Origin of the sequence: Streptomyces laculatispora (assembly GCF_017353455.1) — a bacterium.
GTDB lineage: Bacteria > Actinomycetota > Actinomycetes > Streptomycetales > Streptomycetaceae > Streptomyces > Streptomyces laculatispora.
This window is the reverse complement of sequence record NZ_JAFMPZ010000284.1, coordinates 1-14,461: the sequence shown is the minus strand read 5'-3', so window position 1 is coordinate 14,461 and position 14,461 is coordinate 1. Positions and strand designations below refer to the sequence as shown.

The 14,461-nt window shown below is 70.4% G+C and carries 13 protein-coding genes; 9 read left to right on the top strand and 4 right to left on the bottom strand.

Features of this window, described 5'->3' with window-relative positions; translation table 11 throughout:
• On the bottom strand, nt 1–836 hold an 836-nt coding region (locus J1C73_RS15755), incomplete at its 3' end, for an MFS transporter (protein ID WP_207316933.1).
• Nucleotides 837–1,157: 321 nt separating this feature from the next.
• On the opposite strand from J1C73_RS15755, the gene J1C73_RS15750 reads away from it, so the two are divergent.
• Both J1C73_RS15750 and J1C73_RS15745 read left to right on the top strand, forming a co-directional pair.
• Nucleotides 1,158–1,544 carry a hypothetical protein gene (locus tag J1C73_RS15750; RefSeq protein ID WP_207316932.1) on the top strand — a complete coding sequence of 129 codons (387 nt, stop codon included), beginning with the start codon at nt 1,158–1,160 and terminating at the stop codon, nt 1,542–1,544.
• Between the two features lie 142 nt (nt 1,545–1,686).
• Complete coding sequence (locus J1C73_RS15745; protein WP_207316931.1) at nt 1,687–2,037, top strand: hypothetical protein; 351 nt, start codon at nt 1,687–1,689, stop codon at nt 2,035–2,037.
• A 153-nt stretch (nt 2,038–2,190) separates the two neighbouring features.
• Here J1C73_RS15745 and J1C73_RS15740 read toward each other — a convergent pair whose 3' ends face one another.
• Entirely contained in the window at nt 2,191–4,881 is a 2,691-nt protein-coding gene (locus J1C73_RS15740; RefSeq protein ID WP_307797702.1) for a BTAD domain-containing putative transcriptional regulator, read from the bottom strand.
• A 220-nt stretch (nt 4,882–5,101) separates the two neighbouring features.
• Here J1C73_RS15740 and J1C73_RS15735 point away from each other — a divergent pair, with 220 nt between their 5' ends.
• Both J1C73_RS15735 and J1C73_RS15730 read left to right on the top strand, forming a co-directional pair.
• Nucleotides 5,102–6,835: an AAA family ATPase gene (locus J1C73_RS15735; RefSeq protein WP_307797701.1), complete on the top strand. Its 1,734-nt coding sequence runs from the start codon at nt 5,102–5,104 to the stop codon at nt 6,833–6,835.
• 208 nt (nt 6,836–7,043) lie between these two features.
• Complete coding sequence (locus tag J1C73_RS15730; protein ID WP_207316928.1) at nt 7,044–7,970, top strand: ornithine carbamoyltransferase; 927 nt, start codon at nt 7,044–7,046, stop codon at nt 7,968–7,970.
• A gap of 192 nt (nt 7,971–8,162) precedes the next feature.
• Here the strand turns inward: J1C73_RS15730 and J1C73_RS15725 are convergent, their stop codons facing one another.
• Together J1C73_RS15725 and J1C73_RS15720 are read right to left on the bottom strand one after the other, a co-directional pair.
• Nucleotides 8,163–8,375, bottom strand: a complete 213-nt coding sequence (locus tag J1C73_RS15725) for an MbtH family protein (RefSeq protein WP_123468105.1) — start codon at nt 8,373–8,375, stop codon at nt 8,163–8,165.
• Between the two features lie 143 nt (nt 8,376–8,518).
• Nucleotides 8,519–8,800: a hypothetical protein gene (locus J1C73_RS15720; RefSeq protein ID WP_123468103.1), complete on the bottom strand. Its 282-nt coding sequence runs from the start codon at nt 8,798–8,800 to the stop codon at nt 8,519–8,521.
• Between the two features lie 261 nt (nt 8,801–9,061).
• Here J1C73_RS15720 and J1C73_RS15715 point away from each other — a divergent pair, with 261 nt between their 5' ends.
• The 5 genes from J1C73_RS15715 to J1C73_RS15695 form a co-directional block, all read left to right on the top strand.
• On the top strand, nt 9,062–9,514 hold the full coding sequence (locus J1C73_RS15715) for a cobalamin B12-binding domain-containing protein (protein WP_207316927.1): 453 nt from the start codon (nt 9,062–9,064) through the stop codon (nt 9,512–9,514).
• Nucleotides 9,511–10,917: a methylaspartate mutase gene (locus J1C73_RS15710; RefSeq protein WP_207316926.1), complete on the top strand. Its 1,407-nt coding sequence runs from the start codon at nt 9,511–9,513 to the stop codon at nt 10,915–10,917. Before J1C73_RS15715 ends, J1C73_RS15710 begins: the two co-directional genes overlap by 4 nt.
• Entirely contained in the window at nt 10,914–11,930 is a 1,017-nt protein-coding gene (locus J1C73_RS15705) for an asparagine synthetase A (RefSeq protein WP_207316925.1), read from the top strand. Before J1C73_RS15710 ends, J1C73_RS15705 begins: the two co-directional genes overlap by 4 nt.
• Nucleotides 11,927–13,192, top strand: a complete 1,266-nt coding sequence (locus J1C73_RS15700) for a glutamate synthase-related protein (RefSeq protein ID WP_207316924.1) — start codon at nt 11,927–11,929, stop codon at nt 13,190–13,192. Before J1C73_RS15705 ends, J1C73_RS15700 begins: the two co-directional genes overlap by 4 nt.
• 113 nt (nt 13,193–13,305) lie before the next feature.
• A partial coding sequence (locus J1C73_RS15695) for an AMP-binding protein (protein ID WP_207316923.1) occupies nt 13,306–14,461 on the top strand: 1,156 nt, incomplete at its 3' end.

The following is a 14,461-nucleotide window of genomic DNA, read 5'->3' as shown; positions in this document are numbered from 1 at the left end:
CGGCCCCGGTTCCTGGGGCCGCCCCAGGCCGCCATGAGCAGCGCGCCGGCCACTCCGCCGACACCCACCGAGGTGTTGACCGCGGCAAGCGCTCCGTTCCCGGCCCGGAGCAGCACCATCGGCGAGATGAGGGCGAAGCCGAACACCATGACCAGGTTGACGACACAGAAGTTGATGATCAGGTCACGCAGACTGGGCACCCGGAACAGATAGCGCAGCCCCTCGACGGAGTCGGCGGTGATCCGCTGCCGCGGTGCGTCGGGCTTCTTCGTCACCCGGTCACCGGCGAAGCGCACGATCCGGACACCGATGAGGGCGAACGCGTAGCTCGCCACGTCGACCAGCAGCGTCGGGCCGATCCCGAAGAGCGCGAGCAGGAGACCGCCCAGCGCCGGGCCGCCGATTCCGGCAGCACTCTTCGCGCCCGCCAACAGGCCGTTGGTGCGGTCCAGTTGGTCCTTTCGGACCAGCAGGGGAACGGCCGATGACAGGGCCGGGAACTGGAAGGCGGCACAGACGCCGAGCAGTACCGCGGCCGGATAGACCTGCCAGGACTGGAACGCGCCGAGGTAGTGGAGCAGGGCCAGTGAACCCACGACGAGGAGCCCGCCGGCATCGGCTATCTGAAGCGCGGTGCGCTTGGGTATCCGGTCGACGATTGCGCCCGCAATGGGACTGAATATGGCCTGCGGAAGCATGGCGCACAGCGAGAGAATGGTGACCGCGGTCGCCTTCTCACCGGACGACCACACCTCGACGATGAAGGCGAACCGGACCGCCGCGCTGCCTGCCAGGGATACCGCCTGACCCGACCAGACGAGGAGAAAGGGGCCCATTCCCGAGAAACGACCAGGAATGTCCGGTGATATCCGGGCGCCCATCAGGATTCGGGTCCGTTGCGTACCGGCGTTCGGCCCATCGTGCCGCCGCCGTCGAATGGTCTGGTTACCACGCCTCAATCTCCCGGATGTCGCATCACCTGCGGATCACCACGGATCCCTGTCTGAATCGAACAGGGTCATCATGCGGCCACCGATTACCGCTGCGTTCCCTTAGCGAACGAGGGAACGGGAAGAAAGCGGGAACGGATCGGGAGGGAACCGGGAGCCGGGACGGCAAGGGTCGTTGTGTAGTTGTCTGCAGTAAGGAGTACTCAAGTGAAGGACCCCAGGGATCGCTCCCCCGACGGGACGGAGCTGCGCCAGGCCTTCCAGGACCTGTCCACCGTGGAACGGTGGGCCGAGCATGTCGCGTCCGGTGTTCATTCCCACCCGTACGCCGCACCGGAGTCCTGGGAGGGCCCCCAGCTCAGCGTCGAGACCAGAACCGAGGACGGCATGCACACGGTGGCCGGGATCGCGGCGTGGCCGCCCGGTGGCGACGGTGGGGTGGCCGTCCTGGACGAGGCGGAGCGTGCGGTGCTCCGCTCCCTCGTGAGATCGCTGCTCGACCTGGCCGGCCATGAACACGGAACAGCCCGTACCCGCGTGGTGCTCACGCCCGTCGGCCCCCGCGTCGCCGCCTGCCAGCTCGACGTCGAATAGGACCGTGTCCGGTCCGTTCCCGCGGCAGTTCCCAGCGGCGGTATCGGGGCAGGAACGGACCGGGAACGCCTGTCAGCAACATCAGTGGTGTCGGGAAGCGGAACACCGCAAAAACCCACAAACACTACTTAGGGGCGGGACCATGGGACACAAGCTTGCTGGGCTCTTCGGGATCATCGCGGCGACGCTGGCCTTCGGCATCGGCGTGACGGTCGAGGCGGGGCAGTCGCACAGCCCCCGGAGCACGCAGCAGGTTGTGGCCGACGACAAGGGCCCGACGGTGATCGGTACCCGCATACTCGCCGACGACAAGGGCCCCACGGTCATCGTCGCCACCCCGAACGACGACAAGGGCCCGACCGTCATCACCGACACCGTCAACGACGACAAGGGGCCCACGGTCATCGTCGCCACCCCCAACGACGACAAGGGCCCCACCGCCGTCACCGACACGACCAACGACGACAAGGGCCCGACATCCCCCCTCGTGTGATCCCGCGCCTCGACAAGCACGCCCCGCACCGGAGTCACGGTGTGGGGCGCGGTGCTGTCCGGGCCGGTGCGGGGAACCTGGCGGGCGGCTGCCGTGCGGTGCTGTTCAGCGGTGCTGCGACGACGTGCCGTGACGGGGTGCTGCGGCCGGCCGTCAGCCGCGACGGTGCCCCTTCAGCACACCCATCTCGCCGAAGAGCTTCTCGGCCTCGGCCCGGTACCGGACCGCGTCCGGTGTGTCACCGAGGGCGTCGGCCATGCCCGCGAGGGCGTAGGCCTCCTCGATGCGATAGCTGAGGGACGAGGAGAGTTCATGGGCGTGGGTGTGCAGCGCGAGAGCCGCCGCCGTGTCGCCCTGGCGCCGGCGCAGCCGGCCCACCATGTTCTCCACCTTGGCGCGCCGCAGGGGAGATGAGTTGGTCCGCATCAGGTTGAGGGCCAGTTCCGCCTGGTCCGGATCCCGGGGAGGCCTGCCGAGCAGGTTCTCCACATCGGCGGACAGCGCCAGGGTCAGGGCGAGGTTCACCTCGTTGCCGGCGTCCCCGTACAGTCCGCGGGCCTCGGCCAGGCAGCGGTCGGCCTCTTCGTAGGCACCCAGGCCGACATGGGCGAAGGCGAGGTCGGTGATGGCTCCGGGCAGTCCCTCGTGCTGCCCCAGCTGCCGGCTCAGTTCGGCCGACCGCAGGGCCGCGTCCCGCGCCTCCTCGTACCGTCCCCACTGTTCGTAGAGCGTGCTCAGGATGGTCAGGCTCTCGGCCTCCGCGCGCGGCATGTCCAGGTCGCGCTCGTGCGCGATCGCCGTCTCCATGTGGCCCAGGGCCGCGGAGAAGTCGCCGAGCAGGCTGTTGAACTGGCCGAGGATGCTCTCACTGTGGGCCTTGGTGTGCAGGTCGCCGAGACGGATCGCGACGTCCCGGCTCTCGCGGGCGGCTTCGAGCCCCTCGGTGAGACGGCCGAGTTTCCAGCAGGCGACGCCCAGGTTGGAAAGGCTCACGCCCAGCAGCGCCAGATCCTGCAGCCGTCCGGCGGCGGCGACCGCGACCCGGCTCAGCTCGCCGAAGTCCTCCAGGAGACCGAGGTCGTTGAGCTGGAAGACGAGATTGCGGGACAGGCACACCACATACCGGTCGTGGCCCTTGCGTTCGGCGAGCGTGACGGCCGCGAGGAGCGCCGTCTGCTCGCGCAGGAACCACTTGCGCGCCCGCTCGGCGGTGCCGAGGTCGGGCAGTTCGGCCGTGGAGGGCGGGATACCGGTGCTGCGCCGGCGCCGCCCGGAATAGAGGAGATCGCACGCCTCCTCGGTGGCGGTCAGGTAGTAGCCCAGCAGCCGTTCCACCGCACCGGAGTCCTCGGCGGCCTCGATGAGCAGGCTCTGCGCGAAACTGCGGACCAGGTCGTGGAAGGTGTAGAGGCCGATCTCCGGCTGCTGCACGAGGTGGACGTCCAGCAGCATCTCCAGCAGGTCCTCCGCGTCCCGGGCGCCCGTGCCGAGCAGCGCGCCCGCGGCGTGGATGTCCATGTCGCTGCCCGGGTGCAGGGCCAGTGTCGAGAACGCGTTGCGGCACTCCTCGTCCAGGGCCTGGTAGGACAGGCGCAGGGTGGCGGAGACGCTGCGGGCGCCCGAGCTGAGCTCGTCGAGTCTTCGGGTCTCGTCGCGCAACCGTTCGGCCAGGTACTGGAGGGTCCAGCGCGGGCGGTTGCGCAGCCGCGCGGTGGCGATCCGCAGGGCGAGGGGGAGATGGCCGCAGAGCTGGGCGAGCTCGGCAGCCGCCTCGGGCTCGGCGGCGACGCGCTGGGCGCCGAGCGTCTCGGCCACCAGCATCGCGCTGTCCCGGGGCGGCATCACGCCGATGGAGATCCACCGCGCGCCGTCCAGATCGACCAGGCGGGCCCGGCTGGTGACCATGATCAGGCTGCCGGGGGAGGCGGGCAGCAGCGGGCGGATGGCTGCGGCGTCCGCCGCGTTGTCGAAGAGGATCAGCAGCCGTTTGCCGACCAGGGTGGCGCGCCACAGGGCGGTACGCGCCGGCACATCGTCGGGGATGAGGTTGCCGGGGACGCCGAGGGCCCGCAGCAGACTGTCGAGCGCCATGCCCGCGGTCACCGGCTGGTCGCCGGGCGTGTACCCGCGCAGGTCTATGTGGAGTTGCCCGTCCGGGTACTCCGGTGCGAGCCGGTGGGCCGCCCGCACGGCGAGCGAGGTCTTGCCGCAGCCCCCCATGCCGTCGATGGCCACGATCTGCGGGCCCTGCTCGCAGCCGTCCTTGGCGGCACGCATGATCTCGGCCAGTTCCCGGTCCCGTCCGGTGAAGTCCGCGAGGTCGTAGGGGAGGGTGCTGGGGGGTTCGGCGGGCAGCGCCACGGCCATGACCGGGGCGGGCGCCGGCTCGGGTCCGGCCAGCTCGGGGCTGTCCCGGAGGATTCCCTCGTACAGCTTGGTCAGATTGGGGCCGGGGTCTATGCCGAGCTCCTCGACGAGGAGCTCGCGCACCTTGCCGTACTCCTCAAGGGCCTCGGCCTGCCGCCCGGACCGGTACAGGGCGATCATCAACTGGCCGCGCAGGGACTCGCGCAACGGGTTCTGCTGGACCAGTTCCCTCAGCTCGACGACGAGTTCGGAGGCCTCGCCGAGTCCCAGGTGGAGTTCGAAGAGCTGTTCCGCCGCGGTCAGCCGGCGCTCCTCGATGGAGGTCGACGCGGCCTCGATGACCGGACCGCCGCCGCCCGACAGAACAGGCCCCCGCCACAGGGCGAGGGCGCGGCGCAATATCTCGGCGGCTTCGGCCGTACGGCCCTCGGCCGCAGTCAGCTTTGCTTTCCGGATCAGTAGGCCAAATTCAGCCAAGTCGATATCGCATTGTTCATCGGCGACGCGATAGCCGGGCCCATCGGTGAGCAGGACGTGGGCACCCCCCGGTATCCGCCTCCGGAGATCCGCGACCGCCTTACGTACTTGGTGTGGCGCCGTCGGCGGCGGGTCTTCGTCCCAGGCCGCCTCGACCAGCCGGGAAACCGGTAGCACCTTTCCGGGCTCCAGAAGCAGAGTGGCCAGAACTCGCTCCTGGATGACTCCCCCCAGCCGGAGTCGTGTCCCGTTCGACCACCCCTCTATCGGGCCAAGAATGTTGAAGCGCAGCCGAACCTCTTCCGCTGTTGACACGCATCCTCCCCCTATAGCTCTGCCCACCCGCAGCTCTACCCAGGCGCGAGGAGATCGTAGCCCCTGCCACAAGGAAGTCGCGGTACTGCACCGGGAAGACTTCGGGAATGGCTCGATGGAAGCTGTTCATCGACGGCAGGCCTTCGCTGCCACGGAGAGTACGGAGCGTGAGCGGGCCGGAAAGATCCCGGTCCGGGGCGCGCGTTCCGGACAGTCCTGGGAGGCCGGGCAACCGGCTATTGCATTTTCTGAGCATGTGGAGACCGAGGAGACAATGATGAATTCCCAGCCTGCACCCGGGCTTGACGCTCTGCTGCAGAATGCGCGCAGGCGTGCGGGGCTCACTCAGGAACAGCTCGCGGGGCTTTCCACGGTGAGCGTACGGGCCATTCGAGACCTGGAGCTGGGGAGGGTCCAGCACCCACGCAGGGAAACGCTGAAGCTCCTCGCCAATGCCATGAGACTGAGTGACACGCGACGTGTCGAGCTCGAACTCGCCGTCGATGCAAAGGCGGTGGGCCGCGTCTTCCAGGACATCTACGGGGCGGACCTCGCCACACCGCCCCCTCCGCTGCGTCCGCTGGTCGGACGGCGCGCGGAACTGGAGGCGCTCACGGCCCGGTTGAGCACAGATCATGAGCGGCTGCTGACGCTGGTGGGCCTGCCGGGAGTGGGGAAGTCGCGGCTCGCCCAGGAGGTCGCCTCCGTCATCCACGCCCGGGACCGCGTTCCGGTGCTGTGGGTCTGCCTGGACGACACGGCCGAGACCGCGGAAGCGGCCCCCAGCAGTCCGCAGTCGACCGTGGCCGGCTGGGTGCGCGCACTCGTCCGCGACGGTGAGGAATTCGAGGAGCTGGCCACACTCATCGGTTCCAAGGCGACCCTGATCGTACTGGACGGTCACGATGTGTCACCAACTGTCACCCCTCGGCTGCTGAGTCTGCTGCGTGCCTGCGAGCGCCTGAAAATACTCACCACCACCGACCGGCCGGTGCAACTGCCCGGTGGACGGCTGCTGCCACTGGCGCCGCTCGCGGTGCCGTCCGCCGCCGATCTGGCCGTCGAGGTGGCGGGCGACACCCTCGTCGTGGACCGGGACGCCGTCGAGCTGACGCTCTCCCATGTCAGTTACATGCGACCCGACTTCCTCCCCACGGACGCCGTCGTCACCACCGTGGCCCACATCTGCCGGGCGCTGGACGGGATGCCGCAGGCACTGGAGGCCGCGGCCTCGTGGCTGCTGCTGTACTCCCCCCAGCAACTTCTGGACATCGCCCTCACCGCGCCGCTGGTCCTGCTCGACGGCGTCACGCCCACCGATCCCGCCGCCGGCCCCACCCTGAGCGAGCGGCTCACCGACGCCGTGACCGGGCTCGCCCCGCAGGCGGCCGCGCTGCTGCGCACCCTGGCCACCCTGGAGGACCCGTGGACGGTGGACGGCGCCGCGCGCGCCTGCGGAACCTCGCTGGCCGGGGCGGCCCGTGATGTGCACGCCCTGCTGGTCCGCGGCCTGATCCGCCGTCTGCCCGCCACGTCGGGCGACTCGGTGGGCTTCACGGTGCTCAACCTGGTCCGCGCGGTGCTCGCGGCGGAGCGGGAGACGGCGCCCGCCGCTCTCACCGCGGTGCTGGTCGACTGAGGGGCTTCCGGCCATGAGTGCGGGAAGCCCCTCGCGCTCGCCGCCTGTCGCTCGAAGAGCCCTCGTGTCCCCCCGCGCTCAACTCCTCTACTGCCAGATCTCCTTGAACCCCTACTTGTTTCCCGACATGCCGTCCAAACCTGCTCCCGCTCTCGCGTTCGCCCCCTTCCTTTTCCTCGCCCTCGCCCTCGTGAAAGGCATCTCACCCATGCGCAACCTGATCTCGCTCGCCGACCTCACGCCCGCCGAGCTGGACCACCTCGTGCGGCGCGCCGTCTCGTTCGGCCGCGACGGCATCGTGCCGAAGCCGCTGGCCGGACGGCAGATCGGCCTCTACTTCCGCAAGTCCTCGACCCGGACCCGTACGTCCTTCTGGAGTGGGGCGACCCGGCTCGGCGCGGACGTGATCACCTTCGGCCCGAACGAACTCCAGCTCACCACCGGCGAGACGGTGGAGGACACCGCCCGGGTGCTCGGGCAGTACCTCGACGCCCTCGTCGTGCGCACCAACGGGGACGTGGAGGAGATCCGCCGGCTCGGCAGCAGCGAGGACCTGGCCGTCGTCAACGCCCTGAGCCTGGACGAGCACCCGACCCAGGCGATCGCCGATCTCGCCACGCTCTCCGAACAGTTCGGCACGCTCGACGGTCTGCACCTGCTCGCCGTCGGCGAGGGCAACAGCTCGGGCGCGGCCCTCGCGCTCGCCGCCGCTCTCACCCCCGGCCTGCGCCTCACGCTGCTGTGCCCGCAGGGATACGAGGTGCCCAAGGACACCCTGGACCTGGCGGCCGAACTCAGCGACGGCAAGGCCCTGGTGACCCAGATCGTGACGCCCGGCGAGGTCGAGGGCCCGGTGGACGCGGTGTACACCAGCCGCTGGCAGACCATGGGGGTGACGAAGGAGAACCCCGACTGGCTCAGCGACTTCGACGGCTTCCAGATCAACCGCGGCTTCCTGGAGCGCTTCGGCGGCCCGCAGACCGTCTTCCTGCACGACCTGCCCGCGGTCCGGGGCGAGGAGGTCACCGACGAGGTGCTCGACGGCCCGGCGAGCCTGGCCTGGCGCCAGGCCCATCACAAGATGACCGCCGCCGCGGCGGTCCTGGAGTGGTGCGTCGCCGGCGCCCAGGACTGACCGCCCGATCCGCGTTCCGCGGGCCGGGCCGACGGCGAAGCTCCCGGCAGCCATGGGTGCACCATCGAGACCCCATGGCTGCCGGGAGCTTCCCGCGTGAGCCCGCCCTTCCCGCGCACACACGCGGGAAGGGCGGGTGCGAGACGCGATACGCGCCGCACCCGCCCTTCCCGAGCGGGAGAAACAGTGGGTTCAGCCACTCATCGCCGCGACGACCGAACGCGGCCGCATATCGGTCCAGTTCGCCTCGATGTATTCGCCGCACTCCTGCTTGCTGCCCTCGTCCTTCACCAGTTCCCAGCCCGCCGGCTGCTGGATCCGGGCCGGCCACAGCGAATACTGGCCCTCTTCGTTGGCCAGCACCACATAGCGGCCCTGAGAGTCCTCGAACGGGTTGGTTGCCATGATTTCCACCTCGGTTGGACGAAGGTATGCATTCGGTCATCGGGTCTGACTGAGTTCTTTTCGCCTGCATCAAAGGCTAGGAGCCGCGGACCGGTTCGCCGGGCAGAAGCCCAGGCAGATCGGCGGCACCACGGAACGCGGGATCAGGCGAGCACGCGGGCGGTCTGGTGCGCGTAGGTGAGAGCGACCCCGGTGGCCACGGTCGCCGCGCGCACCGCGCCGAGGGCCTCGCGCACCAGCTCCGAGCGCTCCGCCGGCATCACGTCGAACCCGGTCTGACCGGCACGGACGATGTTCACCGCGGCTTCGAGCACGGCGATCTGCGCCTCGCCGAGCGCTTCCCTCCGGTCTACCCTCTCCCGCACCTGTGCCAGGACGTCCGCGAGCACGTCCGCCGCACGGACGCTGTGGCCGGTCTCTGCCATGTCATGACTCCTCGGTCGTTCGCCGGCGGTGAGCACAGGGCCGGGCGGTGAATTCTGCGGGCGCAGTCCGGCCAGTCTCACGCCCCGCCGCCCGCCCGGCACAGGGCTGTCGGTCAACTGCTCCTGTCCTGCCGCCCAGTTGCCGCCGGTCACGCCGGAATCGGCTCCGCGGCGAATCTACGGTGGTGGCCGAAAGGAAGTTCAGGTCAAGCCTGGACCTCTTTCTCCCCCTGTCATCCAATGATGTGGACGAAGCGAACAATGAAGCCTGCGGAATGGGCGGCTCGTCATCGATCCGGGCCGCTGGATGTTGTTGTCACCGGACTGCAATCCGATGCGCACACCTGGAATCTCATCTACATCCAATTGCTGCTCGAAGACCTCGGGCACAAGGTCGTCAATCTGGGTTCCTGCGTGCCCGAGGACGAGATCGTCGAGTCCTGCTGCAAGTTCCAGCCCGACCTACTGGTCGTCAGCAGCGTCAACGGACACGGCTTCAACGATGCCCAGCCGCTGATCGGAGCCATCCGGTCGCGCTGGGAGCTGTCCGGGCTGCCCGCCGTCATCGGCGGCAAGCTCGGTGTCTCCGGCGGCGGGGAGGAAGAGGCCGATGTCCTCAGGAGCGCCGGGTTCGACGCGGTCTTCCAGGACGGCGTCGATCTCAGCGCCTTCGAGTCCTACGTCGGCTCACTGCCCAGGGAGGTGGAACGATGACCCCGCCGGTCCTCGCGGCAGCCCCGGAGAGCCGCACCACCGTGCACCGGCGCCCGCTCTCCTTCGGCCGCTTCGTCGCCGAGGCCCAGGACCGCGGCACTCTCGTGGTGCAGCCCCGCATGGGCTTCTCCGACCCCGCGCTGATGCGAGCCGGCCTGCTGGCCACCAAGAGTGCCGCCGACGCGGTCGTCGGCACCATGACCATCGACAGCTACACCCGGGTGAGCGACGAGGCGTCCGCGGTCCGCGCACTGAACAACGGCGTCCCGCTCAACGGGTTCCCCATCACCTCCTACAGCCCCCACACCTCACGCTGGGTCCTGGACGGTGTGCGGGACGCCGGCTTCCCCGTCCAGATCCGGCACGGGTCGGCACGCCCCCAGCGCATCGTCACCGCACTGGCCCGGCTCGGCCTGGACGCGACGGAGGGCGGCCCGGTCTCCTACTGCCTGCCCTACGGGCGCACCCCGCTCCTGGACTCCGTACGCAACTGGCAGGAGAGCTGCGAGTTCCTCGCCGGGCTGCGCGGTACCGGGGCGGAACCGCACCTGGAGACCTTCGGCGGCTGCATGCTCGGCCAGCTCTGCCCGCCCGGACTCCTCGTCGCGATCAGCGCGCTGGAGGCGCTCTTCTTCCACCGGGCCGGGCTGCGCAGCATCTCGCTCAGCTACGCCCAGCAGACCAACGAGGCGCAGGACCGCGACGCGGTGCACGCGCTGCGCAGGCTGGCCGGCGAATTCCTGCCGGACACCGACTGGCACATCGTCCTCTACACCTACATGGGCCTCTACCCGCAGACCCGGCGCGGTTCCCTGGACCTCCTGGAGCGCTCGGCCGAGCTGGCCGTGGACACCGGGGCGGCCCGGCTGATCGTGAAGACGGCGGCCGAGGCACACCGCATCCCGACCGTGACGGAGAACGTCGAGGCCCTGCGGGTCGCCGCGCGGGCCGCGTCCCGGCACCGGGCGGCGACCGGGGACCGGCCCGGGACCGTGCCGGTCCCGCACACCGACCCGGCGGACAACGCGGTCTACGCCGAGGCGCGCGCCCTGGTGGACGCCGTGCTGAACCTCGACGACGACCTGGGCCAGGCCCTGCTGAAGGCCTTCGCCCGCGGATACCTCGACGTCCCCTTCTGCCTGCACCCCGACAACGCGGGCCGATCCCGGAGTCTCATCGACGGGTCCGGCCGCCTCACCTGGTCCGAGATCGGGGCGATGCCGCTGGGGCCCGTCCGCGACCGCGGCCGGCGGCTCACCGCCGCCGGGCTGTTCGACGCCCTGTCGTTCGTCCAGCGCCGGCACGACCGCACCCTTCCCTCGTCCGTTTCCCGCCCCCCGCTTCCCTCGGCGGCCCGACGCCCGGCAGCCCATCGGCAGCACACCCAGGAGGTAGCACCATGACCAGCACGATCGCCGAGCCCTACGGCCGCATCGCACCCGCGTTCCCGGCCTCTCCCGACCAGCACCTGATGGCCGAGCCGACCCGCGCCACGCTGCGGGTGCAGAGCCGGATGCTCGCGGCCACCCGCTCCTTCCTGACCGCGCAGGGGTTCCAGGAACTGCTGCCGCCGGTCATCGGACCGGTCACCGACCCCGGCATCCGCGGTTCCAAGCAGGTGGACATCGACTTCTACGGCCACAAGTACAAGCTGATGACGAGCGCGATCCTCTACAAGCAGGCCTCGCTGATGGCCTTCGAGAAGATCTTCTACATCGCGCCCAACGTGCGCCTGGAACCGCTGGAGACGGCCGTCACGCACCGCCATCTCGCCGAGTTCCACCAGATAGACGTGGAGATCCGCGACGCCGGCCGCGAGGACGCGATGGAGCTCGCCGAGCGGCTCGTCGCGCACGTCGTCGACGAGGTGGTCCGTGAGATGCCGGGTGATCTGGAGCTCCTGGGCCGCGACCGGGACGCCTTCCGGGAAGTGGTCCAGGGGGCGTTCGCCCGCACCACGCACAGGGAGGCCACCGCGGACCTGGTGGCGCTCGGCCACCCGCAGGACCCGGGCGCCGAGATCGACTGGGAAGGGGAGGAGATCCTCTCCGCGAAGACCAGCCGCCCCTTCTTCGTCGTCGACTACCCCAAGGGATCGCGGGGCTTCTACGACCAGGAGGACTCCGAGCGCCCCGGCATCCTCCGCAACTTCGACCTGATCGCCCCCGAGGGCTACGGTGAGCTGGCCAGCGGCAGCGAGCGCGAGCACGACTACGCGTCCCTGGTCACCCGGATGCGCGAGACCGGCGAGAACCCCGCGAAGTACGGCTGGTACCTCGACCTGGCCCGCCGCGGCATCCCCGCCAGCTCCGGCTTCGGCATCGGCCTGGAGCGATTCACCCGGTACGTCACCGGCCGCACCGCCGCCTGGGAGGCCAGCGCCTACCCGAAGCTCCCCGGAGTGGTGTCGGCATGAGCGTCCTGAGCGCCGAAGGCTTCCCCGAGGAACAGGTACGGCACCGGGCCAGGGCCGGAGCGGCGGCGGCCTTCCCCGCCCTGGAGTCCTACGGCAGCAGCCTGCTGGGTGCGATCCCGGCCGGCCACGACCCGTACGACCTGCTGGAGCGCGCAAGGATCGTGCCCCCTGTGTTCATGCCGGAGCGGCTGAAGAAGCTCATCGACCTGGCCCGCGAACCGCTGTACACCGATGTCGAACTGGGCGCGTCGGTCGGCGGGTTCGTCTCCCGGCTGCCGCTGTACGTGTCCGCGTTCGGCTCGACCCAGGTCGCCAGCCACGACCTGGGCGAGGCGGCCGGACGGCAGGCCGGACAGCTCGGCATCCCGATGGTCATCGGGGAGAACGTGGTGCCGGTCAACGGCTACCGCGCCGCCTCGGACTCCGGGTCCTCTCCGCTGCTCGGCCGGATCGCCGCCTACACCGCCGCCGCCGACGACGAGCACGGCGGGGTGGTGGTCCAGCAGTCCACCGAGGACGCGGACGCCGAGGTGTGGAACCAGGTCTACAGCGACCCGGTCTCCGAACCGCTGCTGGCCACCGGCCGGCTCGCCTTCGAACTGAAGGTCGGCCAGGGTGCCAAGCCCGGGCTCGGCGGCCTCACCGTCCTGGGCCGCGAGGCCGGCGGCAGGGTCGCCGAACAGTACGCCATGGACGAGGTGTTCGGCGCGGACAGCGACTCGGTCCTGCGGATCAGTAGCCCCGGCACCTTCACCGAGGAGATCCTGCGCCAGCAGATCCGGCTGATGCGGAACAACTTCCCCCGCGTGAAGGTGTGGGTGAAGCTGCACCCCGGCCGCGACATCGCCCTCGCCGCGGCCACCGCCTGGGCGGCCGGCGCCGACTCCGTCACGGTGGACGGAGCGGAGGGCGGCACCGCCTGGGCGCCGACCGGCTTCCTTGGCCAGGTGGGACTCCCGCTCGGTGAGTGCCTCACCCGCATCGGGCCCACCGACCACTGCCTGCTCGCCAGCGGGCGGATCTGGGAAGGCGGCCGGGCCGCGAAGGCACTGGCGCTCGGCGCCCGCGCCGTCGGCCTCGGCCGGGCCGCGCTCCTCGCCGTGGACGAGGACGCCGACGCCGGCCTGGTCCGGCTGGTCGAGAGCATCGCCCTGGAACTCCGGCTGCTGATCAGCTCCGTCGGCAAGTACCACGCGAACGCCCTGGAAGCGGACGACATCCTGCTGCCGGCCGACCCCGCGACGGCCTCCCGCACCGGCTGACTCCCTTCCGAACAGCACGACTTCGCACCATCCGCACGTCATCCACCGTGGCTCCGTCGGTCTCCCGGCACGCCGCGAGACCACGAGATCCGAGCTACCAAGAAGGTGTCGAGATGTCCCAGCCGCAAGCAGACCCAGCCCTCACCGCCGGCGTCGGCGTCCCCGCGCACGTCGCCACGTACAACGACACGGCAGAGGACCTTCCCGAGGGTGCGCTGCACGCTCTCTTCGCCGCCCAGGCCGCCCGTACCCCGGAGGCCGTCGCGCTCGTCCGCGAGGACCGCAGTCTCACCTACCGGGAGCTGGACGGAGCGGCCAACGCCCTCGCACACCGGCTCGTCACCGAGGGCGTACGGCCCGGCGACGCCGTCGGCCTCCTCTTCGACCGCTCGTTCGCCTACGTCATCACGGTCCTCGCCGTGCTGAAGAGCGGCGGCGTGTACGTACCCCTGGACCCCCGCCAGCCCGAGGAGCGTCTCAGCTGGATCCTCGGCAACACCGAGGCCACCCTCCTGGTGACCGACCGCGCGGCCGGGGAGACGGACTTCGCCGCGGACCTGCCCGTCCTGCGGCTCGACGACCGGAGCGCCACGGCCGGCAGCACGACCACGGCACCCGGCATCACGGTCCACCCCGACCAGCCGCTGTACATCATGTTCACCTCCGGCTCCAGCGGCACCCCCAAGGGCGTCGTCAACACCCACCGCAACGTCGTCGAACTGGCCCTGGACCCCGGCTTCGGCGCCGCGGCCCACGAGCGGGTGCTCGCCTACTCGCCGCTGCCCTTCGACTCCTCCACCTACGAGCTGTGGGTTCCCCTGCTGCGCGGCGGACTGGCAGTCGTCCTGTCCGCCCCGAAGATCGACATCGGCGAACTGGCCGAGGCCATCACCCGCCACGAGGTGACCGCCGCCTACTTCACGACCGCCCTCTTCGACGCCATGGCCGGCGAGGCGCTCGACGGGCTGGGGCAGCTGCGCGAGATCTGGACCGGCGGCGACGTCCTGTCCGGCGTCGCGCTCCAACGGGCCCTGGACCACTGCCCGGACACCACGTTCGTGCACGTCTACGGTCCCACCGAGGCGACCGTCTTCTGCAGCTACCAGGCCTTCACCCCCGAGGTGCGCACCCTCGACCGGCTCCACCTCGGCATCCCGATGGCGAACACCGCCATGTACGTCCTGGACGCCGAACTGCGTCACACCGCCCCCGGCGAAGCCGGTGAGCTCTACGTCGCCGGACCGCACCTCGCCCAGGGCTACGGCCGGC

Excerpts from the sequence above, each read along its gene's own strand:
- J1C73_RS15745 (WP_207316931.1), top strand. The coding sequence starts at position 1,687 with ATGGGACACAAGCTTGCTGGGCTCTTCGGGATCATCGCGGCGACGCTG.
- J1C73_RS15735 (WP_307797701.1), top strand. The coding sequence starts at position 5,102 with ATGACTCCCCCCAGCCGGAGTCGTGTCCCGTTCGACCACCCCTCTATC.
- J1C73_RS15730 (WP_207316928.1), top strand. The coding sequence starts at position 7,044 with ATGCGCAACCTGATCTCGCTCGCCGACCTCACGCCCGCCGAGCTGGAC.
- J1C73_RS15725 (WP_123468105.1), bottom strand. The coding sequence starts at position 8,375 with ATGGCAACCAACCCGTTCGAGGACTCTCAGGGCCGCTATGTGGTGCTG.
- J1C73_RS15720 (WP_123468103.1), bottom strand. The coding sequence starts at position 8,800 with ATGGCAGAGACCGGCCACAGCGTCCGTGCGGCGGACGTGCTCGCGGAC.
- J1C73_RS15715 (WP_207316927.1), top strand. The coding sequence starts at position 9,062 with ATGAAGCCTGCGGAATGGGCGGCTCGTCATCGATCCGGGCCGCTGGAT.
- J1C73_RS15710 (WP_207316926.1), top strand. The coding sequence starts at position 9,511 with ATGACCCCGCCGGTCCTCGCGGCAGCCCCGGAGAGCCGCACCACCGTG.
- J1C73_RS15705 (WP_207316925.1), top strand. The coding sequence starts at position 10,914 with ATGACCAGCACGATCGCCGAGCCCTACGGCCGCATCGCACCCGCGTTC.
- J1C73_RS15700 (WP_207316924.1), top strand. The coding sequence starts at position 11,927 with ATGAGCGTCCTGAGCGCCGAAGGCTTCCCCGAGGAACAGGTACGGCAC.